This window comes from Sphingomonas sp. ASV193, from assembly GCF_040203355.1.
GTDB lineage: Bacteria > Pseudomonadota > Alphaproteobacteria > Sphingomonadales > Sphingomonadaceae > Sphingomicrobium.
In genome coordinates, this window is sequence record NZ_JBEHBW010000003.1 from 376,776 (window position 1) to 399,063 (window position 22,288).

Consider the following 22,288-nt stretch of genomic DNA (forward strand, 5'->3'; position numbering starts at 1 on the left):
AACGGAACCCGAGGTTGTATTTGTTAACCGTCCGGGCAGAAGTTTCGGCCGGTCGAGGCGTGAGGGCAATCGCGCGCGACCGATCGGGGCCGGGGCGCCTCTGGACATGATGGGATCGGGAGCCGGCGCGGGGCAAGCCGGGGCCGCGAGTTTGGGAGCGGACGGGGAATGTCGAGTCTGGCGGTTTCGGAGACAGCGTTGCTGCGCAAGCGCGAGTTCTTCCTTCACGACGGTGCCCATCTTCGCCGCATCAGCCTGACCGTTCCGGTGCAGGCGCTGTTCGCCTTCATCCTCGTCGCGATGGTCGGCTGGAGCGGCTTTGCCACCGCGCGGCTGCTGACCGGCGGGACGGCGGCGTCGAGCGACGTGGTCGCCGCGACCGAGGCGCGCACCGCCGCGCTCGAGCAGCGGCAGGAAATGATCGAGAAAATGCTCGCCGGCGAGCGGGTCGACCCGGCGATGGTCGCCGCGACGCGCGCGAGCGGCAAGCTGCCGCCGCGGGTCGAGGCGCTGCTGGCGCGGGCCGAGCGCGCGACGACCGTCCAGGCGCAGCTGCTCGCGGCGAAGCTCGACCAGCGCTACGAGGAGCAGGTCGCGGCGATGAAGGCGCTCGGCTTCCAGCCGGGGGTCGGCGGCGGACAGGGCGGCCCGTTCGAGGCGATCAAGAGCGGCGACGCGACCTTCCGCAACCTGTTCAACAGCTGGAAGAAGCTCGACAACCTCGCCGACGGCGCGATCGCGGTGCCGTCCGAAAAGCCGGTGCAGACCGCCGCCTTCACCAGTGGCTTCGGGGTTCGCGCCGACCCGTTCCACGCCGGGGCGGCGATGCACCCGGGGATCGACCTTGCCGGGCCGGTCGGCACCCCGATCTACGCGACCGCCGATGGCACCGTGCTCCGCGCCGGTTGGAACAGCGGCGGCTACGGCAACCTCGTCGAGATCGACCATGGCCGCGGCATCACCACCCGCTACGGCCACATGTCGGCGGTGCTGGTCCACGCCGGGCAGCACATCAGCCGCGGCCAGCAGATCGGCCGGATGGGCTCGACCGGGCGTTCGACCGGCAGCCATCTCCACTACGAGGTTCGTATCGACGGGCGCGCGGTCAACCCGATTCCGTTCATGAAGTCGAACGACTACCTCATCGCGATGCAGAAGAAGGGCCCGGGCGTGCAGTCGATGGACGCGGTCGCGCTCGGCGGGCCGCAGCGCTAAGCGCCTTGTCGGGGCGCGGCGCCGCCCTTATTTCTAACCCATGAGCGTCACCCTCACCCAAAGCGCCGCGCGGCGCGTCGCGGCGATTGCCGACCGGCAGGGCAAGCCCGCGGTGCTTCGGCTCGCGGTCGACGGCGGCGGGTGCGCGGGGTTCAGCTACAAGTTCGAGCTCGGCGAGATCGCCGAGGACGACAGCCAGAGCGACACCGAGGGCGCGACCCTGGTGGTCGATCCCGTCAGCCTCGACTTGCTCGACGGCAGCGTGGTTGATTTCGTCGAGGACCTCGGCGGGGCGGCGTTCAAGGTGACCAATCCCAACGCGCAGAGCGGCTGCGGCTGCGGGTCGAGTTTCTCGATCTAACCGGCTAGGGGGATGCGGATGCGCATCACCTCCTTCAACATCAACGGAATTCGCGCGCGGCTGCCGCGGCTGCTCGACTATCTGGCGCGCGAGGCGCCCGACGTCGCCAGCCTGCAGGAGCTGAAATGCGCCGACGACGCGCTGCCGATCGGCGAGATCGAGGAAGCGGGCTATCACGCGGTGTGGCACGGCCAGAAAGGGTTCAACGGGGTCGCGATCCTCGCGCGCGCCGGCCAGCCCGAGTTGCGGCAGGTCGGGTTGCCGGGCGATCCTGACGATACCCACAGCCGCTATATCGAGGCGGCGGTGGACGGGGTGGTGGTCGCCTCGCTCTACCTGCCCAACGGCAACCCGGTCGGGACCGACAAGTTCGCCTACAAGCTGGCGTGGATGGAGCGACTTCGCGGCCGCGCGGCGGCCCTGCTGAAGGAGGAGAAGCCGGTGGTGCTGGCGGGTGACTGGAACGTAATTCCGGAGGACCGCGATACGTTCAGCCGGCGGGCGATGGCGAACGACGCGCTGTTCCAGCCCGAAAGCCAGGCGGCGTTTCGCGCGATCCTGGGCCAGGGCTGGACCGACGCGTTGCGGACGGTGCATCCCGACGAGGACAAGCTCTATACCTTCTGGGATTATCAAGCCGGCGCCTGGCCGCGCGACGCGGGGTTCCGGATCGATCACTTCCTGTTGTCGCCGCAAGCGGCCGACCGGCTGGTAGGGGCGGATGTCCATAAGTGGGCGCGGGCGGAGGAGAAGGCCTCCGACCACGCGCCGGTCATGATTGAGTTGAGGCCCCGCGATTAGCGTAAGCGGCGCGAAGCAAGCGTCGCTAATCAAGAGAGGCCGAAACGCGGCCGACGGGTCGCGCCAGCGAACCCGATCGACGGGCCGGATTTACTCCGGCCCGCGAGGCACTCGTCAAGCAATTGGTCCTAGGCGTGGGGCTTGCGGCGACCGGCGATTTTGCTGGGCGGTGGAGATTGTCTTGTCGCGGTGAGGTGGCTGTCACGGAGTTAATCCGTGACGTCGATCCGGTCGACTAGGGCCGCCGGTCGGCCGGCCGGCGCCGGCTCTTCGCGCAAGCGGCGTTCGCTTCGCTTCACGTCGCTTGCGCTCGGGGGCGCCGTGACGTCGATTCGGTCCGCTATGGCCGCCGGTCGGCCGGGCGGCGCCGGCTCTTCGCGCAAGCGGCGCTTGCTTCGCGCGCTTGGCTTTCGCGAGGAGGCGCCTTGGTTACCCGTTGACGATTTCGCCGCCGTTGGGGTGGAGCACCTGCCCGGTCATGTAGCTTGAATCCTCGCAGGCGAGGAAGAGGTAGGCGGGGGCGACTTCGTTGGGCTGGCCGGGGCGGCCCATCGGGGTCCATTCGCCGAACTGGGCGAGCTTCTCGGGGCTCGACCCGCCGCAGGGGTTGAGCGGAGTCCAGATCGGGCCGGGAGCGACCGCGTTGACGCGGATGCCGTCCTTGACGAGGTTTTGCGACAGCGAGCGGGTGAAGGCGACGATCGCCCCCTTGGTCGAACTATAGTCGAGCAGCTCCTTTTCGCCCTGGTAGGCAGTGATCGACGTGGTATTGATAATCGCCGCGCCTTTCGTGAGATGCTCGCGCGCCGCCTGGACGGTGAAGAACATCGAGTAGATGTTCGACTGGAAGGTGCGGCGGAGCTGCTCCTCGGTGATGTCGCGAATGTCCTGGTCGGGGTGCTGTTCGCCCGCGACATTGACGAGGATGTCGAGCTTTCCGAACGTGTCGACGGTCTTCTGGACCGCGGCATGGGCGAACCGCTGGTCGCCGAGATCACCGGCAATGGCGATGGCGCGGGCGCCTTCTTCCTCGCATGCTTTCTTGGTGATCTCGGCGTCTTCATGTTCGCTGAGATAGACGATGGCGATGTCGGCACCTTCGCGCGCGAACAGCACCGCGGTGGCGCGGCCGATGCCGCTGTCGGCGCCGGTGACGATCGCGACCTTGCCCTTCAGCCGCCCCGAGCCGGGATAACGCGGCTTCCATTCGGGCGCGGGGGTGAGCCTCGCCTCGCTGCCCGGCTCGGCGCCTTCGTGGATCGGCGGATCGATGGTCTGGGTCGACATGGATAAACTCCTCGGCGGGTCATAACCCGCGAGGCGCGCGCACGTTGCGTCGGGTCGACGACGTTGGGGGTCGGGTCGGCGGGCGGTTGGGGCGTACTGGCGCAGGGGCGGGCCGCGCAGGCCGGCCGGCGGGCTCGGCTCTGCGCCCATGCGGCGCTCGCTTCGCTCCGCTCCCCTCAGGCTCGGCCGAGACTCCGCTCGAAGATGCGGTAGGTGTGGTTGATCCCCGCGCCCGGGAGCTGGGCGATCGACATCATGCCCTGGTTGTCTTCGAGCACCCAGCCGAACTCGCCGGTGTAGATGCCGTATTTGTTCACGCAGACGCGGCGGGTGAATTCGATCAGCATGAAGGCGAGCTGGGTCGCGAGGCGGCCGTGCTGGTGCTTTTTTCGCACCCCCATCAACGGCACGCGGACTCGCTTGGTGGTCACCTTGTGAAGCCGCCACAGCAGCTTGGCGAAGCCGAACGGGAACAGCTTGCCGTCGAGATCGGCGATCATCTCGTTCAAGTCGGGAATGGTCAGCATGAAGGCAGCAGGCCGGAAACCTTCGCCGTCGTCGACCTCGGCGATCTTGACGAGGTCCTCGACGATGATCGGCTTCAGCTTCTTGCCGGCATAGGCGATCTCGGCATCGGTCAGCGGGACGTAGCCCCAATTGTCCGACCAGGCGTCGTTCAATATGTCGAGGATGATCGCCGCTTCCTGATCGAACTTCGACTTGTCGACGTTGCGGATGCGGATCCGCGGGCTCTTCTCGCCGGCCTTGATGAGGCGGTCGATCATCGGCTCCATCTCGCAGCGGATGTCGAGCTCGAAGGTGTGGAGGTCCTTCGCCTTGGAATAGCCCGCCGCCTCGATCCAGCCGCGATATTGCGGGCGGGCGTGGCCCATCATCACGATCGGGGGCTCGTCGAACCCCTCGATCAGCAGGCCAGGCTCGTCCCAGATGGAGATGGTGATCGGGCCCATCGCCTTCGTCATGCCCTCGCCGCGCAGCCACTCCTCCGCCTTGGCGATCAGCGCGGCGGCGGCCTCGCCGTCGAGCGCGTCGAAGAAGCCCCACTGGCCGAGGCCCTGTTCCATGTGCGTCTGGACGAGGTCGTCGACCTGCGCCGAGATTCGCCCGACCACCTTGCCGCCGCGCCGGGCGAGGAAGAAGGCGGCGCGGCCGTGACCGAACCACGGGTTCTTCTTCGGGTTCATCAGCCCGTGGACCTCGTCCTTCAGCGGCGGGATCCAGGCGGGGTCGTCCTTGTACGCTTCCCACGCGAAATCGACGAAGGCGTTGCGGTCGGCCCTGGTGGCGACGGGGGAGATGGTGAGGTCGGTCATCGGCGCGAAGGGCTAGGCCGGGGCGGGGGCAATTGCAAATCGCGGGACCGACGCCATCTTATCGCCACGTTGGCGGGGCAATTGCCCGCGCGGACAAGAGGTTATGACCAGCACGACACTGACCCGAGACGCCCGCGAGGCACCCGCGCCGCGCCGCGAACGGCCCGCCGACGACAAGGCGATGCTCAAGGCCGCCGCCGACCTGACGCGCGAGCTCAACCGGCCGAGCAAGGCCGTTTACTGGGGCGACATGATCGCCTCGGCGGTGATCGGCTATGCCGCGCTCGGGGTGGCGATCGCCGCCGCCTCGCCGTTTGCGATGGTCGCGGCGGGGCTGGTCGCGATTCTCGCCCTCTACCGCGCGGGGCTGTTCATCCACGAGATCACGCACCTCAAGGCGGGCGCGCTGCCCGGGTTCAAGGCGGCGTGGAATGCGCTGGTCGGCGTGCCGCTGTTCGTGCCCTCGTTCATGTACGAGGGCATCCACAACATGCACCATGCCAAGATCCGTTACGGCACGGTCGAAGACCCGGAGTATCTCCCGCTCGCGCTGATGAAGCCGTGGACGCTGCCGCTGTTCGTGGTCGCCGCGCTGCTTGGGCCGGTGGCCCTCCTGTTTCGCTATGGTGTGCTGGCACCGCTGTCGATGCTCAGCCCGAAGCTTCGCGAACTGGTCGTCGGGCGTTTTTCAGGCTTGCAGATCAACCCGCTGTTCCGCCGCAAAGCCCCCGAGGGCGCGTTCGCGCGCGAATGGGCGATCGAAGAGACGGCCTGTTCGATCTGGGCGATCGCGCTGCTCGCGCTCGTCGCGACGGGGGTCGTGCCACTCCACGCCTTTCTCGTTTTCCTCGGGGTCGCGTCGGGGGTCATGTTGCTCAACCAGGTGCGCACGCTGGTCGCGCACCTGTGGGAGAATGACGGCGAGCCGATGAGCGTCACCCAGCAATATCTCGACACGGTCAACGTGCCGCCGCCGGGGATCTGGGCCGAGATCTGGGCGCCGGTCGGGTTGCGCTATCACGCGCTTCATCACCTGCTGCCAGGCATTCCCTACCACGCGCTGCCGGTCGCGCACCGGCGGCTGGTGGTCGAGCTCGACGCTGCGTCCTCCTATCACCGGTCGAACCATCGCGGGCTGTTCCCGCTGGTCGGGCGGCTGGCGGTGTCGAGCTGGCGCGGCGGGCCCGCCTAGCGCGCCCTACTCTTCCGTGCGAATGAGCACCGTCTCGCCGATCAGGAAAAACAGCAGGAACGGCGCCCAGGCGGCGACGAACGGGGGATAGGCGCCGGCGTTGCCGAGCGCGATGCCGACATTGTCGACCACGAAAAAGGTGAAGCCCAGCGCCATTCCGACCGCGGCGCGGACGAGCACCTGTCCCGAGCGCGCGAGCCCGAAGGCGGCGAGCGCGGCGAGGATCGGCATCAGCACGATCGACAGCGGGGTCGACAGCTTGTGCCAGTAGCCGGTGCGCGCCTCCTCGGTCGGGCGGCCCGACTTCTCGAGCGCGTCGATCGACGCGCCGAGCGTGCCGAAGCCCTGTTCGGCGGGGACCACCTTGGCGAGCGTGAAGCGGTCGGGGGCGACCCCGTCGAGCGCATGGAGCGTCGGCAGCCGCCGTTCGGCGAGCGTGTTGACGTCGTAGGTCGCGACGTCGCGAAGTAGCCAGCCGTTGCCGTCGCGGGTCGCGCCGGCGGCCTTGACGATCGACTTCAGCCCGGTTCCTTGCCGGTCGTAGATGGTGAGGCCCGCGAGCCGCAGTCCCGGGCCGCGGCCGATCACCTGCGCGGCGTGGATCATGTCCTCGTTCTCGCGCAACCAGACGTCGGCCTGAACCCCGCTATCGGGCGGCACGGCGCGATAGTCGACCGCGTTCCACGCGTCGAGGATCCGCGCGGCGCGGACCGCGACCGTCTCGTTGAAGGCGAAGTTGATCGCCGCGACCCCGAGGCTGGCGATGACCAGCGGGGCGAGGATCTGGTGCGCGCTCATCCCCGCCGCCTTCATCGCCACCACCTCGCTGTTCGAGTTGAGCCCGGTCAGCGCGATCAGCGTGCCGAGCAGCACCGAGAAAGGCATCAGGAACTTGATCAGCAGCGGCAGGCGGAGCGAGAGATATTGCCAGATCTGCGCCTCGCCATTGCCCTTTACCGCGAGGATCTTGCCGCTCTCGCCGAGCAGGTCGAGCGCCATCAGCACCAGCGCCAGCCCGACCAGCACCGCGAGGCTGCGGGTGATGAACAGCCGCGCGAGGTAGAGCGCGATCTGGCGCGAGGGGAGGAAGTCGAAGTTGATCATGCCGCCACCGCCCGGTCGCGCCGCTTGAGCAGCCGGCGCAACGCCTTGCCGAGCTTGGCGGCCAGCGCCTCGAGCGCGCCGATCGGCTGGCCGCCCGGGCGGTTGGCGATGACGTGGTACATCCACCCGATCATGATCACGAACAGCACGAACGGGGTGTAGAGCGCGACTTCGGGCGGGATCCGCCCCTGCGCGCCGACCGCGGCGGCATATTGGTTGATCTTGTGGTAGGTCACCACGATCACGATCGACAGAAAGATGCCGAGCGCGCTGGTCGAGCGCTTGGGCGGGACCGCCAGCGCGACCGCGAGCAGCGGCAGCATCAGCATCATGATCACCTCGACGAAGCGGAAGTTGAAGGTCGCGCGCGCGGCGAGCGCGTCCTGCGGCGAGCGCGCCGCGCCGAGATAGGCGCGCTGGAAGATCTCGATGAAGTTGAGTTCGACCTGGTCGTTGCCGCGGCTGCGGAACTTGTCGATCGAGGGCAGCTTGATCGGGAAGTCGTAGTTGGCGAAGGCGAGCGTCCGCGGCGCGGCGAACTTGGGATTGTCCTGGATCAGCTTGCCGCGCTTCAGGCGGAAAGTGATCGAGTCGGGGTCGTCGGCGGTGGCGAGGAAGCGCCCTTCCTCGGCGGCGGCGGTGATCTGGTTGCCCTTGCCGTCGCTGGCGGCGACGAAAATTCCGCTGAGCTTGCTGCCCCCCGCCTCGCTGCCGTCGATGCGCAGCGTCATGCGCTTGCCGAACTGGTTGAACTCGCCGACCTTGATCGACGCGCCGAGCGCGCCCGAGGTGAGGTCGAAGCGCAGGTGCTGGTAACGATATTCGGCGTAGGGCTGGAGCCAGCCGACGTTGGCGGCATTGACCAGCATCAGCGCGAAGGCGAACAGGTAGGGCACCTTTAGCAGCCGGGTGTAGCCGACGCCGATTCCGCGCAGGCTGTCGAGCTCGCTAGACAGCGCCAGCTTGCGGAAGCCGAGCAGGATGCCGAGCATCAGCCCGATCGGGATGCCGAGGCTGAAATATTCGGGGAGCAGGTTGGCGAGCATTCGCCATACCACGCTGACCGGGCCGCCGGCGTTGATCACATAATCGAAGAGCCGGACCATCTTGTCGAGGATCAGCAGCATCGCCGCGAGCAGCAGCGTGCCGACCAGCGGCACCGTGATGGTCCGCGCCAGATAGCGGTCGATCAGCGACAGCCGTCCCACTTTTCGTCGTCCTCGTACCATCATTTGGCCGCAAACCCGACGCACATCGCACGATGGCGACGGGTCTTCGCGCGGGACACCCCACGCGGCCTATAGCCGAATGGAGCGCAATTGCATGCCGGAATGTAGGGCGATGGGCGGCGAAGCGAAGGGCACGGGCCTGCGCCCGCGCGTCGCGCTGCTGTCGAACCCGCGTTCGACCGGCAACCTAGCGCAATTGCCGCGGATCCGCGCCTTCTGCGACGCGCACCCCGACCTATTCCACTACGAGGTCGAGCATAGCTGGCAGATCGGCGAGGCGATGGCGACGATCGCCAAGATCGGGCCCAAGCTGCTGGTCGTCAACGGCGGCGACGGGACCGTGCAGGCGGCGCTGACCGAGATGGTCAGCGGCGATCATTTCGGCGGGCGCGCGCCCCCCGTGGCGGTGCTGCCGAGCGGCAAGACCAACCTCATCGCGCTCGACCTCGGCGCGGCGGGCGATCCGGTGGCGGCGCTCGAGCGGCTGCTCGCGGTGGCGCAGGGCGACCTGTCGCCGCACACCGTCGAGCGCGAGCTGATCGCGCTGACCGGGGGCGAGGGTGCGTCGCGGCCGGTGATCGGCATGTTCCTCGGCGGGGCGGGGCTGGCCGACATCATGCTTTACTGCCGCAACCGCATCTATCCGCTCGGCCTGCCCAACGGGATCAGCCATTTCCTGACCGCGGTGGCGGTGATCGTCCGGCAGGTGTTCGGGCTCCACGCCAGCTTCCTGCCCCCCGCCGCCAAGCCGCTGAGCATCCAGATGAAGAGCCGCGGGCCGATTCAGGGCAAATTCTCGCTGCTGATGGTGACCACGCTCGAGAAGCTGCTGCTGTCGGGCGACATCGGCGCGCACCGCGCCGGGCAGCTCAAGTTCGTCGCGGTCGAAGAGAAGCCCTGGTCGCTGATTCGTGCCATCGCCGCCAGCCTGCGCGGGCGGCTCGGGCGGCACCAGCTCGACGGGGTGCATATCGAGGAAGCCGACGAGATCGAGATCGACGGCGACCAGAGCGAGGTAATCCTCGACGGCGAGAGCTTCCGCGCCGGGGTCGGCAAGCCGATCCTGCTCAAGCGCGCGGCGCCGCTCGCCTTCGTCAAGCTGGCGGCCTAAGTCCGCTACCCATGATGGTGCTGCGCGATCTGGTCGCGGACGAACTGGCGTTGCCGGTCGATCCGCGCGTCACCGCGATGGCGGCGGGGATCGCGGCGGCGCACGGCGCGGCGAGCCGGGCGGTGCTGTTCTACGGGTCGTGCCTGCGCGAGAAACAGCTCGATGGACTCATGCTCGATTTCTACCTCATCGTCGGCGACTACCGCGCGGCCTATGGCAAGCGCTTGCTGGCGGCGGCGAACGCCTTGGTGCCGCCCAACGTTTTCCCCTTCGCGCACGACGGGCTGATCGCCAAATATGCGGTGCTGAGCGAGGCCGACTTCAATCGGCTCAACGGGCCGGAGACACGCAGCGTGTCGGTGTGGGCGCGCTTCGCGCAGCCGTCGCGGCTGGTGTGGGCGAGCGACAAGGCAGCGCGCGCGGCGGCGATCGACGCGGTGACGCGCGCGGCGCCGACGCTGCTGGCGGCGGCGGGACGAGTCGAGGGCGAGGCGCCGCTCGACTGGTGGCGGCGGGCGTTCGCGCTGACCTATTCGGCCGAGCTTCGCGCCGAGCGCAAGGGGCGCGCCGGGTCGGTGGTCGACCAGGACCGCGAGCGTTACGAGCGATTTTCCGGGCCGGCGATCGCCGCGATTCCCGCCGGCGCGGCGTCGGGCGGCGGCTGGGCGGCGCGGCGGCTGCAGGGCAAGGCGCTGTCGGTGATCCGGCTGGCCAAGGCGAGCGCGACCTATGCCGGGGGCGCGGACTATATCGCGTGGAAGATCAATCGCCATGCCGGGACCGACATCCGCCTGACCGACTGGCAGAAGCGGCACCCGCTGCTTACCGCGCTCCGCCTGCTGCCGCGGCTGCTGCGGTCGGGGGCAATCCGGTAGGGGCGCGCTCGATCGCCCCGGCGACCGCCGCCGCGAGCGCGCCGACGGTGAAGGGTTTCCTCAGCAGGTCGTAGCCGACGAGGTCGTCGCCCTCGCCGTCGCCGACATAGCCGGTGACGAACAGCACCGCGATGTCGGGGCGGCGGACGCGAAGCTCGCGGATCAGCTCGGGCCCGGTCATCTCGGGCATGATCACGTCGGAGATGACGAGGTCGAAATCCTCGGTCGCGAAGGTCTTCATCGCTTCTTCGCCCGAAGCGCAGGCGACCGGCTCGTAGCCGAGGTCCTCGAGCGCGCCGACCGTCGCGGTGCGCACCCGCGGATCGTCCTCGACCAGCATGATCCGCGCCCCGGTGACGGTGATGTCGGGCTCGGCGTGCTGCGCGGCGGCCGCGGCGGCGGGGTGGACCCGCACCTTGCTCTCGGCGCCTTCAAGCCGGGGCAGGTAGATCGAGACGGTGGTGCCCTTGCCCGGCACGCTGTCGATCCCGACCTCGCCCCCCGACTGGTGCGCGAAGCCGAAGATCTGGCTGAGCCCGAGCCCGGTGCCCTTGCCGACCGGCTTGGTAGTGAAGAAGGGCTCGAACGCGCGTTCGAGCACCTCGGGCGCCATCCCGCAGCCGGTGTCGCTGACCGAGATGCGAAGATAATCGCCCGCGCGGATGTCGCCGACCTGGTTGGCACGCATCGCGACATTGTCGCTGGCGATCGTCAGCCGGCCCTCGCCCTCCATCGCGTCGCGCCCGTTGACCGCGAGGTTGAGGATCGCGTTCTCGAGCTGGTGCGGGTCGACGTAGACCGGCCACGCCTCGCCGTTGAGGTCGGTCACGACCTGCACCCGCTCGCCGAGCGTGCGGTCGAGCAGCTCGCCCATGCCCTTGATCAGCCCGCCGCTGTCGACCTGTTCGGGAAGCAGCGGCTCGGACCGGGCGAAGCTCAGCAGGCGGCGGGTCAGCGCGGCGGCGCGGGTCGCGCCTTCCATCGCATTGTCGAGGTGGGTCTGGACCTCGCGCCGCGGGCCGTTGAGGCGGCGCCGCGCGAGGTCGATCCCGCCGACCACGACCGCGAGCATGTTGTTGAAATCGTGCGCGATGCCGCCGGTCAGCTGGCCGACCGCCTCCATCTTCTGCACCTGGCGGAGCTGCGCCTCGGCCGCCTGCCGCTCGATCGCCTCGGTCTTGAGCGCCTGGTTGGCTTCCCACAGCTGCTGGGTCCGGTCGCGCACCGCATTTTCGAGGTCGGCGGCGCGTTCGGACTCGTCGTCGGCCTGCTTGCGCGCGGCGGCGTTCTGGCGGAGCGCCTGGACCGCGACGAAGCCGAGGAAGATCGACAGCACGCCGACGATCACCCCGAGCCACGACAGCACATCGATCAGCTGGTCGGCGCGCGCCGCGAACAGCTCGGTCTGTTCGATCCGGCCCGACAGCGATTCCCTTTCGGCGGTGGCGATGTCCTTGAGCTTGCGGCTGAGGTCCTGCCCGACCGGCGACTGCGCGGCGGCGTAATAGTAGCTGGTTCCGCCCGCGCCCTTGCCCGCGACGGTGGCGCGCGCGGCGAGGTCGAACTCGGCGCCGCGCCGCTGGAACAGGCTCTCGAGCTGGTTGAGGCGGATGCGCTGTTTGGGCTCGGACGCGAGCAGCTTGTCGAGCTGATCGATCTGCTGCTGCGCGAGCCGCCACTGGGCGTAATAGATGTTGCCCGACACCGCCTGGTTCTCGTCGAGCACGAAACGGCCGAGCGCGGCTTCCGAGCGGGAGATGCTGCTGTCGAGCGCGCCGGTGAGGATGGTCACGTCGTAGGCGTGGCGCTCGCGGTCGAGCGCGCGGTCGCGCGCCTCGCTCGACATCGCGACGACGAACACCATGCCGAGCAGGATCAGCGCGGCCAGCAAGGCGCCCGCCGCAGCGCCGCTTCGGCGCCAGTCGAACCGCGGTTCGTCCCCCTCGATCATCGCGCCAGTGTAAACCCCCGGCTCGCGCGGCGAAAGAGTCTAATGGTCGACTGTCGCGCCGATCGGGCGATCAGCCGATGACCCCGGTCGCCTGGCCCGCGCGCTCGAACATGCCGAGGATCTGGTCGACCTGCGCGCCCGAATGTTCGGCGCACAAGGAGCATCGCAGCAGGGTCATCCCCGCCGGGGTGGCGGGCGGACGGGCGAGGTTGACGTAGAGCCCCTCGTGGAGAAGCGCCTCCCACATCGCCGCGCCGCGCTCGAGGTCGGGCATGATCACCGCGATGATCGCCGACTGCGGTTCGTCGGTGCCGAGCGTGAAGCCGAGCGCCTTGAGCCCGCCATGGAGCTTTCGGCTGTTTTCCCACAGATGGTCGCGCTTGGCCTTGCCGTGCATCAGCTTGCGGATCGAGGTCGCGGCGGTGGCGACCACCGACGGCGGCAGCGAGGCGGTGAAGACGTAGGGGCGGCACACCAGCCGCATGATCTCGAACTTGGGATGGTTCGAGACGCAGAAGCCGCCGACCGTGCCGACCGACTTGGAAAAGGTGCCGATGATGAAGTCGCAATCGTCGATGACGCCCTGCGCCTCGGCGACCCCGCGACCATGGTCGCCGATGAAGCCCATCGAATGCGCCTCGTCGACCAGCACCATCGCGCCATATTGCTTGGCGAGGGGGACCATCTTGTCGAGCGGGGCGATGTCGCCGAGCATCGAGTAGACGCCTTCTAGCACGACCAGCTTGCCCGCCTCGGGGGGCAGGCGCTTCAGCCTTTTTTCGAGTGCGTCGAGGTCGTTGTGGCGGAACGGCACGATCTGCGCGTTGCCGAGCGAACAGCCGTCGTAGATCGACGCGTGGCTGTCGATGTCGAGGATGATGTAATCGTCCTTGCCCGCGATCGTGCTGATGATCCCGAGGTTGGCCTGGTAGCCGGTCGAGAAGACCATCGCATGGTCGGCGGCGTAGAACTCCTTGAGCGCTTCCTCGCACTCCTTGTGCGGCGAATAGGTGCCGTTGAGCACGCGGCTGCCGGTGGTGCCGCTGCCGAACGCGTCGAGCGCCTGCTTGCCCGCGGCGATCACGTCGGGGTCGAAAGTCATCCCCATGTAATTGTAGGTGCCGAGCAGGATCGTCTCGCGCCCGTTGCAGATCGCGACGGTGGGGGAGACAACGCGCTCCATCACCAGGTTGAACGGGTCGGTGACCCCGGTCGCGAGGAGGTTCTCGCGGGTCTGGATCAGGTCGTCGAATTTGGAGAAGAGGTCGGCGCCATGCCCGGTGCGCGGCGCGGGCCGGTCGGCCTCGTCGATCCCCTCGCTCACCCCTTGAGCCCGTCGACCGCGTCGACCAGCTGGCCGACATTCTCGATCTCGGCCTGCTGGTTCATGGTGATGACGATGTCGAACTCGTCCTCGACGTTGGCGACGAAGTCGAGCACGGTCAGGCTGTCCCATTCGAGGTCCTGCGCGAAACGGGTCGCGTCGGTGACGGGAATGCCCTTCTTGTTGAACGGCTCGATCAGGGTCATAACCCGGCGCTGGGTTTCGGCTCTTTCGGTCATGGGCTCGCTCTAGTCAGGGGAGCGCGCTTTCGCAATCGAATGGGGCGCAAAGAGGGCGCGAGAATGGCGGACGGGGGGAAGGACGCGGGTCGGGCGCCGGAGGTAGCGTCGCCAACAGCGCCATCGTCGCCAGCGCCGCCCGCCCGTGCACCGATGATCGGCGATCCGGGGTTCCAGTTCCCCAAGGAGGTCCACAACCTCCTGATGGCCGCCAATTCGACCAACATCACTTTGTCGGGGATGGCTGACAGCAAGGCCTCGATCCTGCTGGGCGCGAGCTTCGTCGTCTTTTCGCTGTCGATCGGCGACATTGCCGAAGGCAAGGCGAGCCCGCCGCTGCTCGTGCTGACCGCCTTTTCGTTCATCGCGACGCTGTTCGGGGTGCTGACGGTGCGGCCCAACCGGATGCGCCGCAGCCCTGAGCCGATCCCCGCCGACAAGGTCAACATCCTGTTCTTCGGCAGCTACATCGACTGCCCGCGCGAGGATTATGTCGACGAGATGATGCGCGTGCTGTCGAGCGAGGAGGAAACCTATCGCCGGCTGACCCGCGACTTGTGGGATCACGGCCACGTGCTTCGCGACAACAAGTATAAGTGGCTCTTCTGGAGCTACACCTTTTTCTTCTGGGGGATGATCGTCACTGCCTTCGCGGTGGTGATGCAGCTGGTCGGCCGCGCGCTCGGCTAGAGCCAGCCTTCGCGGCGATACCATTGCGCGGTCGCGGCGAGCCCGTCGGCGAGCGCGACGCGCGGCTGCCACAGCGCGGCGGGGACCGCGCGCGCCGGGTTGGCGGCCCAGTCGGGATGCGAGAAATAGGAGGCGCGGTCGGGGGTCAGCTTGGCCCGCGGACCGCGGACCAGCCGGTCGAGGTGCGCCGCGCCCTTGAGCAGCGGGGCGGGGGTCGAGAGCGCGGCGACCTTGCGCGAAAAGGCGGCGCCGAGCGCGGCGGCGAGCGCACGGTGGGTCAGCGGGTGGCCGTCGTCGGGCTCGTAGAGCGCCTTGCCGGTCGCGCCGGCGAGCGCGAGCAGCAGGTCGGCGAGGTCGTCGACGTGGATCAGCGAGAGCCGCCCCTTGGGCGGGAGCATGACCAGCCCGCGCTTCGCCATCTTGAACAGGTCGAGCGTCTCGCGGTCGCCCGGGCCATAGACCGCGGGGGGACGGACGATGCTCCAGTCGAGTCCCGAGCCCTCGACCAGCTCCTCGGAACGCGCCTTCGACGCGCCGTAGAGCGACAGTCCGGGTTCGCGCGCGGCGAGCGAGGAGACGTGGACGAAGCGCTGCACCCCGCTGGCGGTGGCGGCGGCGAGCATCGCCAGCGTGCCGGTGACGTTGCCCGCCTCGAACCCCGCCGCGTCGGGAGCGCTGATCACCCCGGCGACATGGATCACCGCGTCGGCATGGTGGCACAGGGCCTGGAGCGCGTCGGTCCGCTCGAGCGCGCCGACCACCCAGTCGACCCGCTCTCGCGCGGGCTGCTCGCGCCGGGTCAGCGCGGCGACCGAGTGGCCTTCGGCGAGCGCGCGGTCGAGCAGATGCTGTCCGACGAAGCCGGTCGCGCCGGTGATCACCAGCCGGAGCGGCGCGGTCACAGCGCCGCGGTCATAGGGGCGACCAGGGCGATTCGCTCGCGCCGGGCTCGCCCTCGTCGGCGTGGGGCGCACCGGCGGCGTGTCCGCTGGCCGGGCCGAGCCGTTCGACCAGCGCGTCGAGCACCGGGTCGAGACCGATTTCGCCTGCGGCGGAGAGGGCGAAGACCTTCTGCCCGCACGCCGCATCGAGCTCGGCCGACAAAGCGGCGACCAGCTCGTCGTCGATCGTATCGACCTTGTTGAGCGCGACGATCACTGGCTTGTCCTCGAGCCCCGCGCCATAGGCGTCGAGCTCGTCACGGACGATGCGGTAGCTGGTGGCGACGTCCTCGTCGTTGCAGTCGACGAGGTGGAGCAGGACGCGGGTGCGCTCGATATGGCCGAGGAAGCGGTCGCCGATCCCCGCGCCCTCGGCGGCGCCCTCGATCAGGCCGGGGATGTCGGCGACGACGAACTCGCGGCCCTTGTGGCTGACCACGCCCAATTGCGGGCGGAGCGTGGTGAAGGCATAGGCGCCGACCTTGGCCTTGGCGTTGGTGACCGCGTTGATGAAGGTCGACTTGCCCGCGTTGGGGAGGCCGACGAGCCCGACGTCGGCGAGCAGCTTGAGGCGCAGCCAGACGTACATTTCCTCGCCCGGCCAGCCGGTGGTGTGCTGGCGCGGGGCGCGGTTGGTCGAGGTCTTGTAGCTGGCGTTGCCGCGCCCGCCGTCGCCGCCCTTGAGGAACACCAGCCGCTGGCCTTCTTCGGTGAGGTCGGCGAGCAGGCTTCGCTCCTCGTCGTCGGCGAGGATCTGGGTGCCGACCGGGACCTTGATGACGAGGTCCTTGCCGCCCGCGCCGGTCATGTTGCTGCCCGCGCCGCCCTTGCCGCGCGGGGCGCGGAAATGCTGGGTGTAGCGGAAGTCGATCAGCGTGTTGAGGCCGTGGACCGCCTCGAACACGATGTCGCCGCCCTTGCCGCCCTCGCCCCCGTCGGGGCCGCCGAACTCGATGAACTTTTCGCGGCGGAAGCTGACCGCGCCGGGGCCGCCGGCGCCCGAGCTGATGAAAATCTTGGCTTGGTCGAGGAAATGCATGCCCGAGCCCTTAGGGGAGGGGGCTCGCCGAGTCCAAGGTCAGACGCGTTCGGGCGCCTCGCGCCGTTCGAGCTGTTCGAGCCGGAACATGAACGCCTCGGCGAGCTGGAGGCGGCGTTCGCGCGCGGCGGGGGTGATCGCGCGGTCGGCGGCGGCGGTCTCCTCGGCGGCGCGGCGGCGGAAGAAGCGCACGTCGGATTCCATTTTCGTCGCCATGGCGGTTCCTGTTAAGTCCGAGTCGATTAACGATCGTTTAGCACGGGCGTTTCGTTCAGACGATAAGCTCGACGATCATCGCGATCGCCGCCGCCGCCATCACCGCGGTCGCGATCCAGCCGAACACGAGCACGCGGCGGCTTTCGGTGAAGTCGCCCATCACCTTGCGGCTCGACGCGACGATCATCATCGCCGCCATGATCGGCACCGCCGCGACCCCGTTGATCACCGCGCTCCACACCAGCAGCTGGACCGGGTTGGTCTTGGTCCACACCATCGCCGCGCCGACCAGCGTGGCGGCGGCGAGGATCAGGTAGAAGCGCTTGGCCTCGCCGGGCTTTAGCTCGAGCCCCGCGCGCCAGCCGCGAGTCTCGCTGAGCGCGAAGGCGGCCGAGCCGGCGAGCACCGGCACGGCGAGCAGCCCGGTGCCGACGATCCCGATCGCGAACAGCGCGAAGGCGAAGTCGCCGGCGATCGGGCGGAGCGCCGAGGCGGCGTCGGCCGCGCTGTTGAGCTGGGTCGTGCCCGCGGCGTGGAGCGTGGCGGCGGTCGCGACCATCACCGCGAGCGCGACGATGTTCGAAAAGGCCATGCCGAGCAGCGTGTCGAAGCGGATCCGGCGGAACTGGCGCGGGGCCTGCGACGGCTCGTCGCGGATCGGCTTGGCGTCGGGGCTCTCGCCGATTTCCTGCGCCTCCTGCGCGCTTTGCCAGAAGAAGAGATAGGGGCTGATCGTCGTGCCGAACACCGCGACCACCGTCTCGATCGCATCGCGGCCGAGGTTGGTGGGAATGAACAGCCCGTGCAGCGCCGCGCCCCAGTCGACATGGGTCAGCAGGATCACGCCGATATAGGCGAACAGGCTGAGCGTCAGCCATTTGAGGACGCTCGAATAGCGGCTGTAGGGGACCATCACCGGGATCACCGCGCACAGCGCGGCGAAGCCGACGAGGAGGAGGTGCTGGTTGATCGGCGCGACCAGCCGCACCGCGGCGGCCATCGCCGCGAGGTCGGCGCCGATGTTGATCATGTTGGTGACCAGCAGAATCACGACCAGCAGCGTCACCGCCCAGTTGGGGAAGACGCGGGTGAGGTTGCGCGCGAGCCCGCGTCCGGTGACGCGGCCGATATGCGCGCTGACCAGCTGGACCGCGCTCATCAGCGGGTAGGTGAGGACCATCGTCCACAAGAGGCCGTAGCCGAACTGCGCCCCGGCCTGCGAATAGGTGGCGATCCCGCTGGGGTCGTCGTCGGCGGCGCCGGTGACGATCCCGGGGCCGAGCGAGGCGAAGAACGGATCGCTGGTCTCGCGCTGCTGTTCGGACTGCGGCGTCTCGAAGGGAACCGTCTCTGCCATCTGCGCCCTAACGTTCGAATTGCGATCGAGTCGCAGGGCCTAGCCGATGACGGGGCGCCCGGCGAGCACCGCGATCACCTGCTGGACCGCGATGTCGCGGGCGGCGGTGGCGGGCAGGCCGCAGGCGCGCGCCACTTCCTCGCCGGCGAGGCTGTCGCCGACCGCCAGCAGCACGAGCCCGAGCGTGGCGCGGTCGAGCGGGCGCTCGTCGCCCGGCGCGCTGATGTCGCGGACCACCTCGGCGATCGCGTCGACCAGCGGGTCGAGCGCCTCGCGCTGGCCGGTCATCGCTACCCACGCGATCAGCTCGCCCACCTTTTCGGTGCGGAAGGCATCGAACATCCCCTCGATGACGTCCTTCAGGCGGCCCTGGCCGCGCCGCATCCGGCCGATCGCGGCGACGATCGAGTCGGCGACCGAATGGGCGATGTCGTCGGCAAGCGCGCGATGAAGCCCGGCGACGCTGCCGAAATGGTGGAGCAGGTTGGCGTGGGTACGCCCGACCCGGCCCCCCACCGCCTTCAGCGTGATCGCGGCGACGCCTTGCTCGCGAAGCAGGTCGCGCGCGGCGGCGATCGCGGCGGCGCGGCTTTCGTCAGGCGACAGGCGTTTACGGTTTGGCAATACTATTGACATTTATGTCAGCTATATCCAGTTACTGGATGTGTCTTGGAGTGGAAGCATGAGCGTCGCAAGTGTCACCCCCGCCGACCTGACGATCACCCCGCGCGACCGGCGGTTCGGGCGCGACGAGGCGACTCCGCGCTGGTGGCATGGCGGCAACCCCTATGCGAGCGCGCTGTACAACGCGCTGTCGGCGACCTTTCCCAAGGGCGAGGCCTTTTTCGTCGAGAGCGTTCGCGCCTTCCGCGACGGCGCGCCGCCGCGGCTGGCCGAGGACATCCGCAACTTCACCACGCAGGAAGTCGTCCATAGCCGCGAGCACGACGCGTTCAACAAGCGCGCGGCGGTGGCGGGCTACGACCTCGCCCCGCTCGAGGCGCAGGTCGAGAAAAGGCTGGCAATCACTCGCGCCAAGCCGAAGATCGTCAGCCTCGCGGCGACGATGGCGCTCGAGCATTTCACCGCCATCCTGGCGCACGAGCTGCTCGCCGATCCCAAGCACCTCGCCGGGGCCGACCCGGCGACCGCCGAGCTGTGGCGCTGGCACGCGAGCGAGGAGATCGAGCATAAGGGCGTCGCCTACGACACCTGGCTTTACGCGACCAGGGACTGGACGCGATCGAAGCGGCGGAAGGTCAAGGCGCTGGTAATGCTCTACGCCACCCGCAATTTCGTCGTCGACCGCACCGCGGGAACGATCGAGCTGCTCAGGCAGGACGGGATCACCGGGCCGCGCGCCTGGGCCGGGACGATGTGGACGATGTGGGGCCGGCCGGGAATGATGCGCAAGATCGGCGCGGCGTGGCTCGCCTATTTCATGCCCGGCTTCCACCCGTGGAACGAGGACGATCGGCACCTGATCCGCGATTACGACGCGGCGGCGCCGGCCTTTTCGACCGCGCCGCCGCGCCAGGTCCGCCGCGCGCGCAAGGCGGCCTAGGGTCTCGTCCTAGGCTGCGAGCGGCGCGGGTTCGCCGCCGAGAGCCTCGCACAGCTTGAGCCGGTAGAGCCGGGTCATCGCCTCGCCCCCGCGCGCGCAGCTGTGGCGCGGCGCGCTCAGCCCGGTCGGCCGGAAGCCGAGCTTGGCCAGGACGTTGGCCGAGGCCGGGTTGTCGATGAAATGCGCCGCCTCGATCCGCGGCAGGCGGAGCATCCGCGCCATGTCGATCACCGCGCGCGTCGCCTCGGTGGCGTAACCCTTGCCCCAGTGGGCGCGCGCGATCCAGTAGCCGAGCTCGACCGCGCCCGAAGGGCGACGCTGGAGCCCGACGCCGCCGATCAGCTCGGGCGCGCCGCCGGTGCGCAGGAAGACGAGGCAGCGGGGGAGTGCCGGGTCGGCGGGCGCGGCGAGAAAGGCCTGCGCCTCCTGCACGCCATAGGGCCAGGGCGGGCTCGACATGTTGCGGCAGACCTGCTCGTCGGCGATGGCGCGGGCGAGCGCCGACGCGTCCTCGGCGAATCCGGGTCTCAGCAACAGCCGTTCGGTCCTGGCGAACATCTTCATTCTCCCCTTGCGACCGGCCGCTAGCGACCGACCGTGACAGTTTCGGGAGAAGATTTGGTCCCTTTGAACACAGAAAAAGGGAGAGGAGGGGGGTGCCCTCTTCTCCCTTTTTCGAGATCCGGTTTCCGGATGTTCGATCTGGGCTACCCCCTCGTGGGAGCGGCCCTTTATCGACCGATCCCTATTCCGCCGCCTCCGGCATAATCGCGTCTACGTGGACGTATTTGCGACCAAGCTTGCCATCGCGGAACGCGACGCGGCCTTGGGTAAGCGCAAAAAGGGTGTGATCCTTGCCCAGGCCGACGTTCGTCCCCGGGTACCAGCGCGTGCCGCGCTGACGAACGATGATGTTGCCGGCGAGCACGGCTTCGCCGCCGAACTTCTTCACGCCGAGGCGCTTCGATTCGGAGTCGCGACCGTTGCGGCTCGAGCCGCCTGCCTTCTTATGTGCCATCGTCTTGTGCTCTTACTTCTTCTTGGGCGCGGCCTTGGGGGCCGCCTTCTTCGCCGCCGCCTTAGCAGGTGCAGCATCCTTTGTCGACGTCGCCTTTTCCGCGGCGGGCTTCGCCTTTTCCGCGGCCTTGGTCTCGGCGGCGGGCTTGGCCGCCTTTTCGGCCTTCGACGCGGCAGGCGCGTCAGCCTTGGTTTCCGCCTTGGGCGCGGCCTCGGCCTTCGCCGGGGCGGCCTTCTTCGCCTTTTCGCCACCGATGCTCAGGATCTCGAGGATCGTGTGCTGCTGGCGATGGCCCTTCTTGCGGCGATAGTTGTGGCGGCGGCGCTTCTTGAACACCGTCACCTTTTCGCCCTTGGCCTGCGCGACGATCTTCGCGCCGACGGTCAGCCCGCCGGTCGACTTGAGGTCCGAACCCTCGCCCGCCAGCAGGATGTCGGTCAGGTCGATGCTGTCACCGGCCTCGCCGGCCAGCTTCTCGACGACGATCTTGTCTCCGGGGGCAACGCGATACTGCTTGCCACCCGTGCGCACGATAGCGAACATGGGCCTCTTCACTTTCCAACTAATCTCTTGCCCGCGCGTCGCAGCGTCCGCGAGGGACATGCCTCGCGCGGAAAGCGTGCCGCCTATGCAAGGCAGCCGATTCTGTCAACCGAGGACGAGGCTTTTTAGTGGCGAAGGCCGGGTTTAAGCCGGTAGCGCTTGCCGTCGAACCGTTCGAACATCGTCTCGACCGCCGGATGGTCGACCGGCTCCTCCTCGTCGTCGGCGACGAGATTGCCCTGGCTGACATAGGCGACGTAGCTCGCCTCGGCATTTTCGGCGAGCAGGTGGTAGAAGGGCTGCTGCTTGGGCGGGCGCAGGTCCTCGGGGATCGCCTCGTACCATTCGTCGCTGTTGGCGAATTCGGGATCGACGTCGAAGATGACGCCGCGAAAATCGAGCAGGCGGTGGCGCACCACCTCGCCGATCCCGAACCGGGCGGCGGGGAGCGAGCGGGCGAAGTCGGAGCGGGCGGAATCGGGGCGAGCGGTGTCGGGAGTCATCATGTCCCTCGAAATCTAGTCTCGCCAACGCATCGTGCAAGGGAAAGGGTGCATCGCGCCCTTGCCGGGAAATCCGCGAGATGCGGCCTTTGCAAGCCGCGCAACCCTTGCTAGAGGCGCGCACCGACCGACCGGCGTTCGCCGGCCAGCAGATAGGCTTCACTTCGCGGAGAGGTGGCTGAGAGGTCGAAAGCACCGCACTCGAAATGCGGCGTGCCGGCAACGGTACCGTGGGTTCGAATCCCACCCTCTCCGCCAGCAAGTCTGCCAATTTGAGAGAACCGCGAGACACCCTCTCGAAATTCCCCGCAAAGTCGTAATTTTCACGCGTGACGTGGTACCAAGAGACGGACCTGTGCCCCACAAATTCACGTGATTTCACCGGTTTTCTCTG

24 protein-coding genes and 1 tRNA gene are annotated in these 22,288 nt (G+C 68.5%); 9 read left to right on the top strand and 16 right to left on the bottom strand.

Annotated features, from left to right (window positions below):
- Positions 1 to 198 precede the first annotated feature (198 nt).
- Genes ABDK56_RS08165 through xth form a run of 3 tightly spaced genes read left to right on the top strand, consistent with a single transcriptional unit; the run spans position 199 to position 2,377 of the window.
- Positions 199 to 1,215 carry a M23 family metallopeptidase gene (locus ABDK56_RS08165; RefSeq protein WP_349807743.1) on the top strand — a complete coding sequence of 339 codons (1,017 nt, stop codon included), beginning with the start codon at positions 199 to 201 and terminating at the stop codon, positions 1,213 to 1,215.
- A 40-nt stretch (positions 1,216 to 1,255) separates the two neighbouring features.
- Complete coding sequence (locus ABDK56_RS08170; RefSeq protein WP_349807745.1) at positions 1,256 to 1,576, top strand: HesB/IscA family protein; 321 nt, start codon at positions 1,256 to 1,258, stop codon at positions 1,574 to 1,576.
- A gap of 18 nt (positions 1,577 to 1,594) precedes the next feature.
- Entirely contained in the window at positions 1,595 to 2,377 is a 783-nt protein-coding gene (xth, locus tag ABDK56_RS08175; protein ID WP_349807747.1) for an exodeoxyribonuclease III, read from the top strand.
- Between the two features lie 429 nt (positions 2,378 to 2,806).
- On the opposite strand, the gene ABDK56_RS08180 is transcribed toward xth, so the two are convergent.
- Positions 2,807 to 3,664 (bottom strand): SDR family oxidoreductase, encoded by an 858-nt coding sequence (locus tag ABDK56_RS08180; protein WP_349807749.1) that lies wholly within the window; start codon positions 3,662 to 3,664, stop codon positions 2,807 to 2,809.
- Between the two features lie 176 nt (positions 3,665 to 3,840).
- Complete coding sequence (locus ABDK56_RS08185; protein ID WP_349807750.1) at positions 3,841 to 4,998, bottom strand: N-acetyltransferase; 1,158 nt, start codon at positions 4,996 to 4,998, stop codon at positions 3,841 to 3,843.
- A 103-nt stretch (positions 4,999 to 5,101) separates the two neighbouring features.
- On the opposite strand from ABDK56_RS08185, the gene ABDK56_RS08190 reads away from it, so the two are divergent.
- Complete coding sequence (locus tag ABDK56_RS08190; RefSeq protein WP_349807752.1) at positions 5,102 to 6,190, top strand: fatty acid desaturase family protein; 1,089 nt, start codon at positions 5,102 to 5,104, stop codon at positions 6,188 to 6,190.
- Positions 6,191 to 6,196: 6 nt separating this feature from the next.
- Here ABDK56_RS08190 and lptG read toward each other — a convergent pair whose 3' ends face one another.
- Complete coding sequence (gene lptG / locus ABDK56_RS08195; RefSeq protein ID WP_349807753.1) at positions 6,197 to 7,294, bottom strand: LPS export ABC transporter permease LptG; 1,098 nt, start codon at positions 7,292 to 7,294, stop codon at positions 6,197 to 6,199.
- The gene (locus tag ABDK56_RS08200) at positions 7,291 to 8,502 is read right to left on the bottom strand and encodes an LptF/LptG family permease (RefSeq protein ID WP_349807755.1); all 1,212 of its coding nucleotides are present in this window, start codon (positions 8,500 to 8,502) and stop codon (positions 7,291 to 7,293) included. Before ABDK56_RS08200 ends, lptG begins: the two co-directional genes overlap by 4 nt.
- Before the next feature lie 115 nt (positions 8,503 to 8,617).
- Here ABDK56_RS08200 and ABDK56_RS08205 point away from each other — a divergent pair, with 115 nt between their 5' ends.
- Together ABDK56_RS08205 and ABDK56_RS08210 are read left to right on the top strand one after the other, a co-directional pair.
- Positions 8,618 to 9,634: a diacylglycerol/lipid kinase family protein gene (locus ABDK56_RS08205; RefSeq protein WP_349807757.1), complete on the top strand. Its 1,017-nt coding sequence runs from the start codon at positions 8,618 to 8,620 to the stop codon at positions 9,632 to 9,634.
- 14 nt (positions 9,635 to 9,648) lie between these two features.
- Positions 9,649 to 10,509 carry a hypothetical protein gene (locus ABDK56_RS08210; protein WP_349807811.1) on the top strand — a complete coding sequence of 287 codons (861 nt, stop codon included), beginning with the start codon at positions 9,649 to 9,651 and terminating at the stop codon, positions 10,507 to 10,509.
- On the opposite strand, the gene ABDK56_RS08215 is transcribed toward ABDK56_RS08210, so the two are convergent.
- The 3 genes from ABDK56_RS08215 to ABDK56_RS08225 all read right to left on the bottom strand — a co-directional run bounded on the left by ABDK56_RS08215 (position 10,457) and on the right by ABDK56_RS08225 (position 14,023).
- On the bottom strand, positions 10,457 to 12,460 hold the full coding sequence (locus tag ABDK56_RS08215; RefSeq protein ID WP_349807759.1) for an ATP-binding protein: 2,004 nt from the start codon (positions 12,458 to 12,460) through the stop codon (positions 10,457 to 10,459). The genes ABDK56_RS08210 and ABDK56_RS08215 overlap by 53 nt on opposite strands.
- A 70-nt stretch (positions 12,461 to 12,530) precedes the next feature.
- Entirely contained in the window at positions 12,531 to 13,784 is a 1,254-nt protein-coding gene (gene spt, locus ABDK56_RS08220; protein ID WP_349807761.1) for a serine palmitoyltransferase, read from the bottom strand.
- Positions 13,781 to 14,023: an acyl carrier protein gene (locus ABDK56_RS08225; protein WP_349807763.1), complete on the bottom strand. Its 243-nt coding sequence runs from the start codon at positions 14,021 to 14,023 to the stop codon at positions 13,781 to 13,783. Before ABDK56_RS08225 ends, spt begins: the two co-directional genes overlap by 4 nt.
- Positions 14,024 to 14,176: 153 nt before the next feature.
- Here ABDK56_RS08225 and ABDK56_RS08230 point away from each other — a divergent pair, with 153 nt between their 5' ends.
- Positions 14,177 to 14,713 carry a Pycsar system effector family protein gene (locus tag ABDK56_RS08230; protein WP_349807765.1) on the top strand — a complete coding sequence of 179 codons (537 nt, stop codon included), beginning with the start codon at positions 14,177 to 14,179 and terminating at the stop codon, positions 14,711 to 14,713.
- Here ABDK56_RS08230 and ABDK56_RS08235 read toward each other — a convergent pair.
- From ABDK56_RS08235 to ABDK56_RS08255, 5 genes are all read right to left on the bottom strand, one after another.
- Entirely contained in the window at positions 14,710 to 15,615 is a 906-nt protein-coding gene (locus ABDK56_RS08235) for an NAD-dependent epimerase/dehydratase family protein (RefSeq protein WP_349807767.1), read from the bottom strand. The genes ABDK56_RS08230 and ABDK56_RS08235 overlap by 4 nt on opposite strands.
- A 10-nt stretch (positions 15,616 to 15,625) precedes the next feature.
- Positions 15,626 to 16,693 (bottom strand): GTPase ObgE, encoded by a 1,068-nt coding sequence (gene obgE, locus ABDK56_RS08240; protein ID WP_349807769.1) that lies wholly within the window; start codon positions 16,691 to 16,693, stop codon positions 15,626 to 15,628.
- 39 nt (positions 16,694 to 16,732) lie between these two features.
- The gene (locus ABDK56_RS08245) at positions 16,733 to 16,897 is read right to left on the bottom strand and encodes a hypothetical protein (protein WP_349807770.1); all 165 of its coding nucleotides are present in this window, start codon (positions 16,895 to 16,897) and stop codon (positions 16,733 to 16,735) included.
- Positions 16,898 to 16,964: 67 nt separating this feature from the next.
- A complete protein-coding gene (locus ABDK56_RS08250; protein WP_349807771.1) occupies positions 16,965 to 18,266 on the bottom strand; it encodes an NRAMP family divalent metal transporter in 1,302 nt (433 codons plus the stop codon).
- A gap of 39 nt (positions 18,267 to 18,305) precedes the next feature.
- Positions 18,306 to 18,890, bottom strand: a complete 585-nt coding sequence (locus ABDK56_RS08255) for a TetR/AcrR family transcriptional regulator (RefSeq protein WP_349807772.1) — start codon at positions 18,888 to 18,890, stop codon at positions 18,306 to 18,308.
- Between the two features lie 58 nt (positions 18,891 to 18,948).
- On the opposite strand from ABDK56_RS08255, the gene ABDK56_RS08260 reads away from it, so the two are divergent.
- Positions 18,949 to 19,830 (top strand): metal-dependent hydrolase, encoded by an 882-nt coding sequence (locus ABDK56_RS08260; protein WP_349807773.1) that lies wholly within the window; start codon positions 18,949 to 18,951, stop codon positions 19,828 to 19,830.
- Between the two features lie 9 nt (positions 19,831 to 19,839).
- Here the strand turns inward: ABDK56_RS08260 and ABDK56_RS08265 are convergent, their stop codons facing one another.
- The 4 genes from ABDK56_RS08265 to hspQ form a co-directional block, all read right to left on the bottom strand.
- A complete protein-coding gene (locus ABDK56_RS08265) occupies positions 19,840 to 20,394 on the bottom strand; it encodes a GNAT family N-acetyltransferase (RefSeq protein ID WP_349807774.1) in 555 nt (184 codons plus the stop codon).
- A gap of 181 nt (positions 20,395 to 20,575) precedes the next feature.
- Positions 20,576 to 20,848 carry a 50S ribosomal protein L27 gene (rpmA, locus tag ABDK56_RS08270; protein WP_349807775.1) on the bottom strand — a complete coding sequence of 91 codons (273 nt, stop codon included), beginning with the start codon at positions 20,846 to 20,848 and terminating at the stop codon, positions 20,576 to 20,578.
- Positions 20,849 to 20,860: 12 nt separating this feature from the next.
- Positions 20,861 to 21,391 carry a 50S ribosomal protein L21 gene (gene rplU / locus ABDK56_RS08275; protein WP_502959281.1) on the bottom strand — a complete coding sequence of 177 codons (531 nt, stop codon included), beginning with the start codon at positions 21,389 to 21,391 and terminating at the stop codon, positions 20,861 to 20,863.
- Positions 21,392 to 21,516: 125 nt separating this feature from the next.
- Positions 21,517 to 21,894, bottom strand: coding sequence for a heat shock protein HspQ (hspQ, locus tag ABDK56_RS08280; protein WP_349807776.1), 378 nt, complete (start codon positions 21,892 to 21,894; stop codon positions 21,517 to 21,519).
- A gap of 168 nt (positions 21,895 to 22,062) precedes the next feature.
- On the opposite strand from hspQ, the gene ABDK56_RS08285 reads away from it, so the two are divergent.
- Positions 22,063 to 22,152 (top strand) — tRNA-Ser (locus ABDK56_RS08285).
- The last annotated feature ends 136 nt before the right edge of the window (positions 22,153 to 22,288 follow it).

Excerpts from the sequence above, each read along its gene's own strand:
- ABDK56_RS08170 (WP_349807745.1), top strand. The coding sequence starts at position 1,256 with ATGAGCGTCACCCTCACCCAAAGCGCCGCGCGGCGCGTCGCGGCGATT.
- xth (WP_349807747.1), top strand. The coding sequence starts at position 1,595 with ATGCGCATCACCTCCTTCAACATCAACGGAATTCGCGCGCGGCTGCCG.
- ABDK56_RS08180 (WP_349807749.1), bottom strand. The coding sequence starts at position 3,664 with ATGTCGACCCAGACCATCGATCCGCCGATCCACGAAGGCGCCGAGCCG.
- ABDK56_RS08185 (WP_349807750.1), bottom strand. The coding sequence starts at position 4,998 with ATGACCGACCTCACCATCTCCCCCGTCGCCACCAGGGCCGACCGCAAC.
- ABDK56_RS08190 (WP_349807752.1), top strand. The coding sequence starts at position 5,102 with ATGACCAGCACGACACTGACCCGAGACGCCCGCGAGGCACCCGCGCCG.
- lptG (WP_349807753.1), bottom strand. The coding sequence starts at position 7,294 with ATGATCAACTTCGACTTCCTCCCCTCGCGCCAGATCGCGCTCTACCTC.
- ABDK56_RS08205 (WP_349807757.1), top strand. The coding sequence starts at position 8,618 with ATGCCGGAATGTAGGGCGATGGGCGGCGAAGCGAAGGGCACGGGCCTG.
- ABDK56_RS08210 (WP_349807811.1), top strand. The coding sequence starts at position 9,649 with ATGGTGCTGCGCGATCTGGTCGCGGACGAACTGGCGTTGCCGGTCGAT.
- ABDK56_RS08215 (WP_349807759.1), bottom strand. The coding sequence starts at position 12,460 with ATGATCGAGGGGGACGAACCGCGGTTCGACTGGCGCCGAAGCGGCGCT.
- ABDK56_RS08225 (WP_349807763.1), bottom strand. The coding sequence starts at position 14,023 with ATGACCGAAAGAGCCGAAACCCAGCGCCGGGTTATGACCCTGATCGAG.
- ABDK56_RS08230 (WP_349807765.1), top strand. The coding sequence starts at position 14,177 with ATGATCGGCGATCCGGGGTTCCAGTTCCCCAAGGAGGTCCACAACCTC.
- obgE (WP_349807769.1), bottom strand. The coding sequence starts at position 16,693 with ATGCATTTCCTCGACCAAGCCAAGATTTTCATCAGCTCGGGCGCCGGC.
- ABDK56_RS08245 (WP_349807770.1), bottom strand. The coding sequence starts at position 16,897 with ATGGAATCCGACGTGCGCTTCTTCCGCCGCCGCGCCGCCGAGGAGACC.
- ABDK56_RS08250 (WP_349807771.1), bottom strand. The coding sequence starts at position 18,266 with ATGGCAGAGACGGTTCCCTTCGAGACGCCGCAGTCCGAACAGCAGCGC.
- ABDK56_RS08260 (WP_349807773.1), top strand. The coding sequence starts at position 18,949 with ATGAGCGTCGCAAGTGTCACCCCCGCCGACCTGACGATCACCCCGCGC.
- ABDK56_RS08265 (WP_349807774.1), bottom strand. The coding sequence starts at position 20,394 with ATGAAGATGTTCGCCAGGACCGAACGGCTGTTGCTGAGACCCGGATTC.
- rpmA (WP_349807775.1), bottom strand. The coding sequence starts at position 20,848 with ATGGCACATAAGAAGGCAGGCGGCTCGAGCCGCAACGGTCGCGACTCC.
- rplU (WP_502959281.1), bottom strand. The coding sequence starts at position 21,391 with ATGTTCGCTATCGTGCGCACGGGTGGCAAGCAGTATCGCGTTGCCCCC.
- hspQ (WP_349807776.1), bottom strand. The coding sequence starts at position 21,894 with ATGACTCCCGACACCGCTCGCCCCGATTCCGCCCGCTCCGACTTCGCC.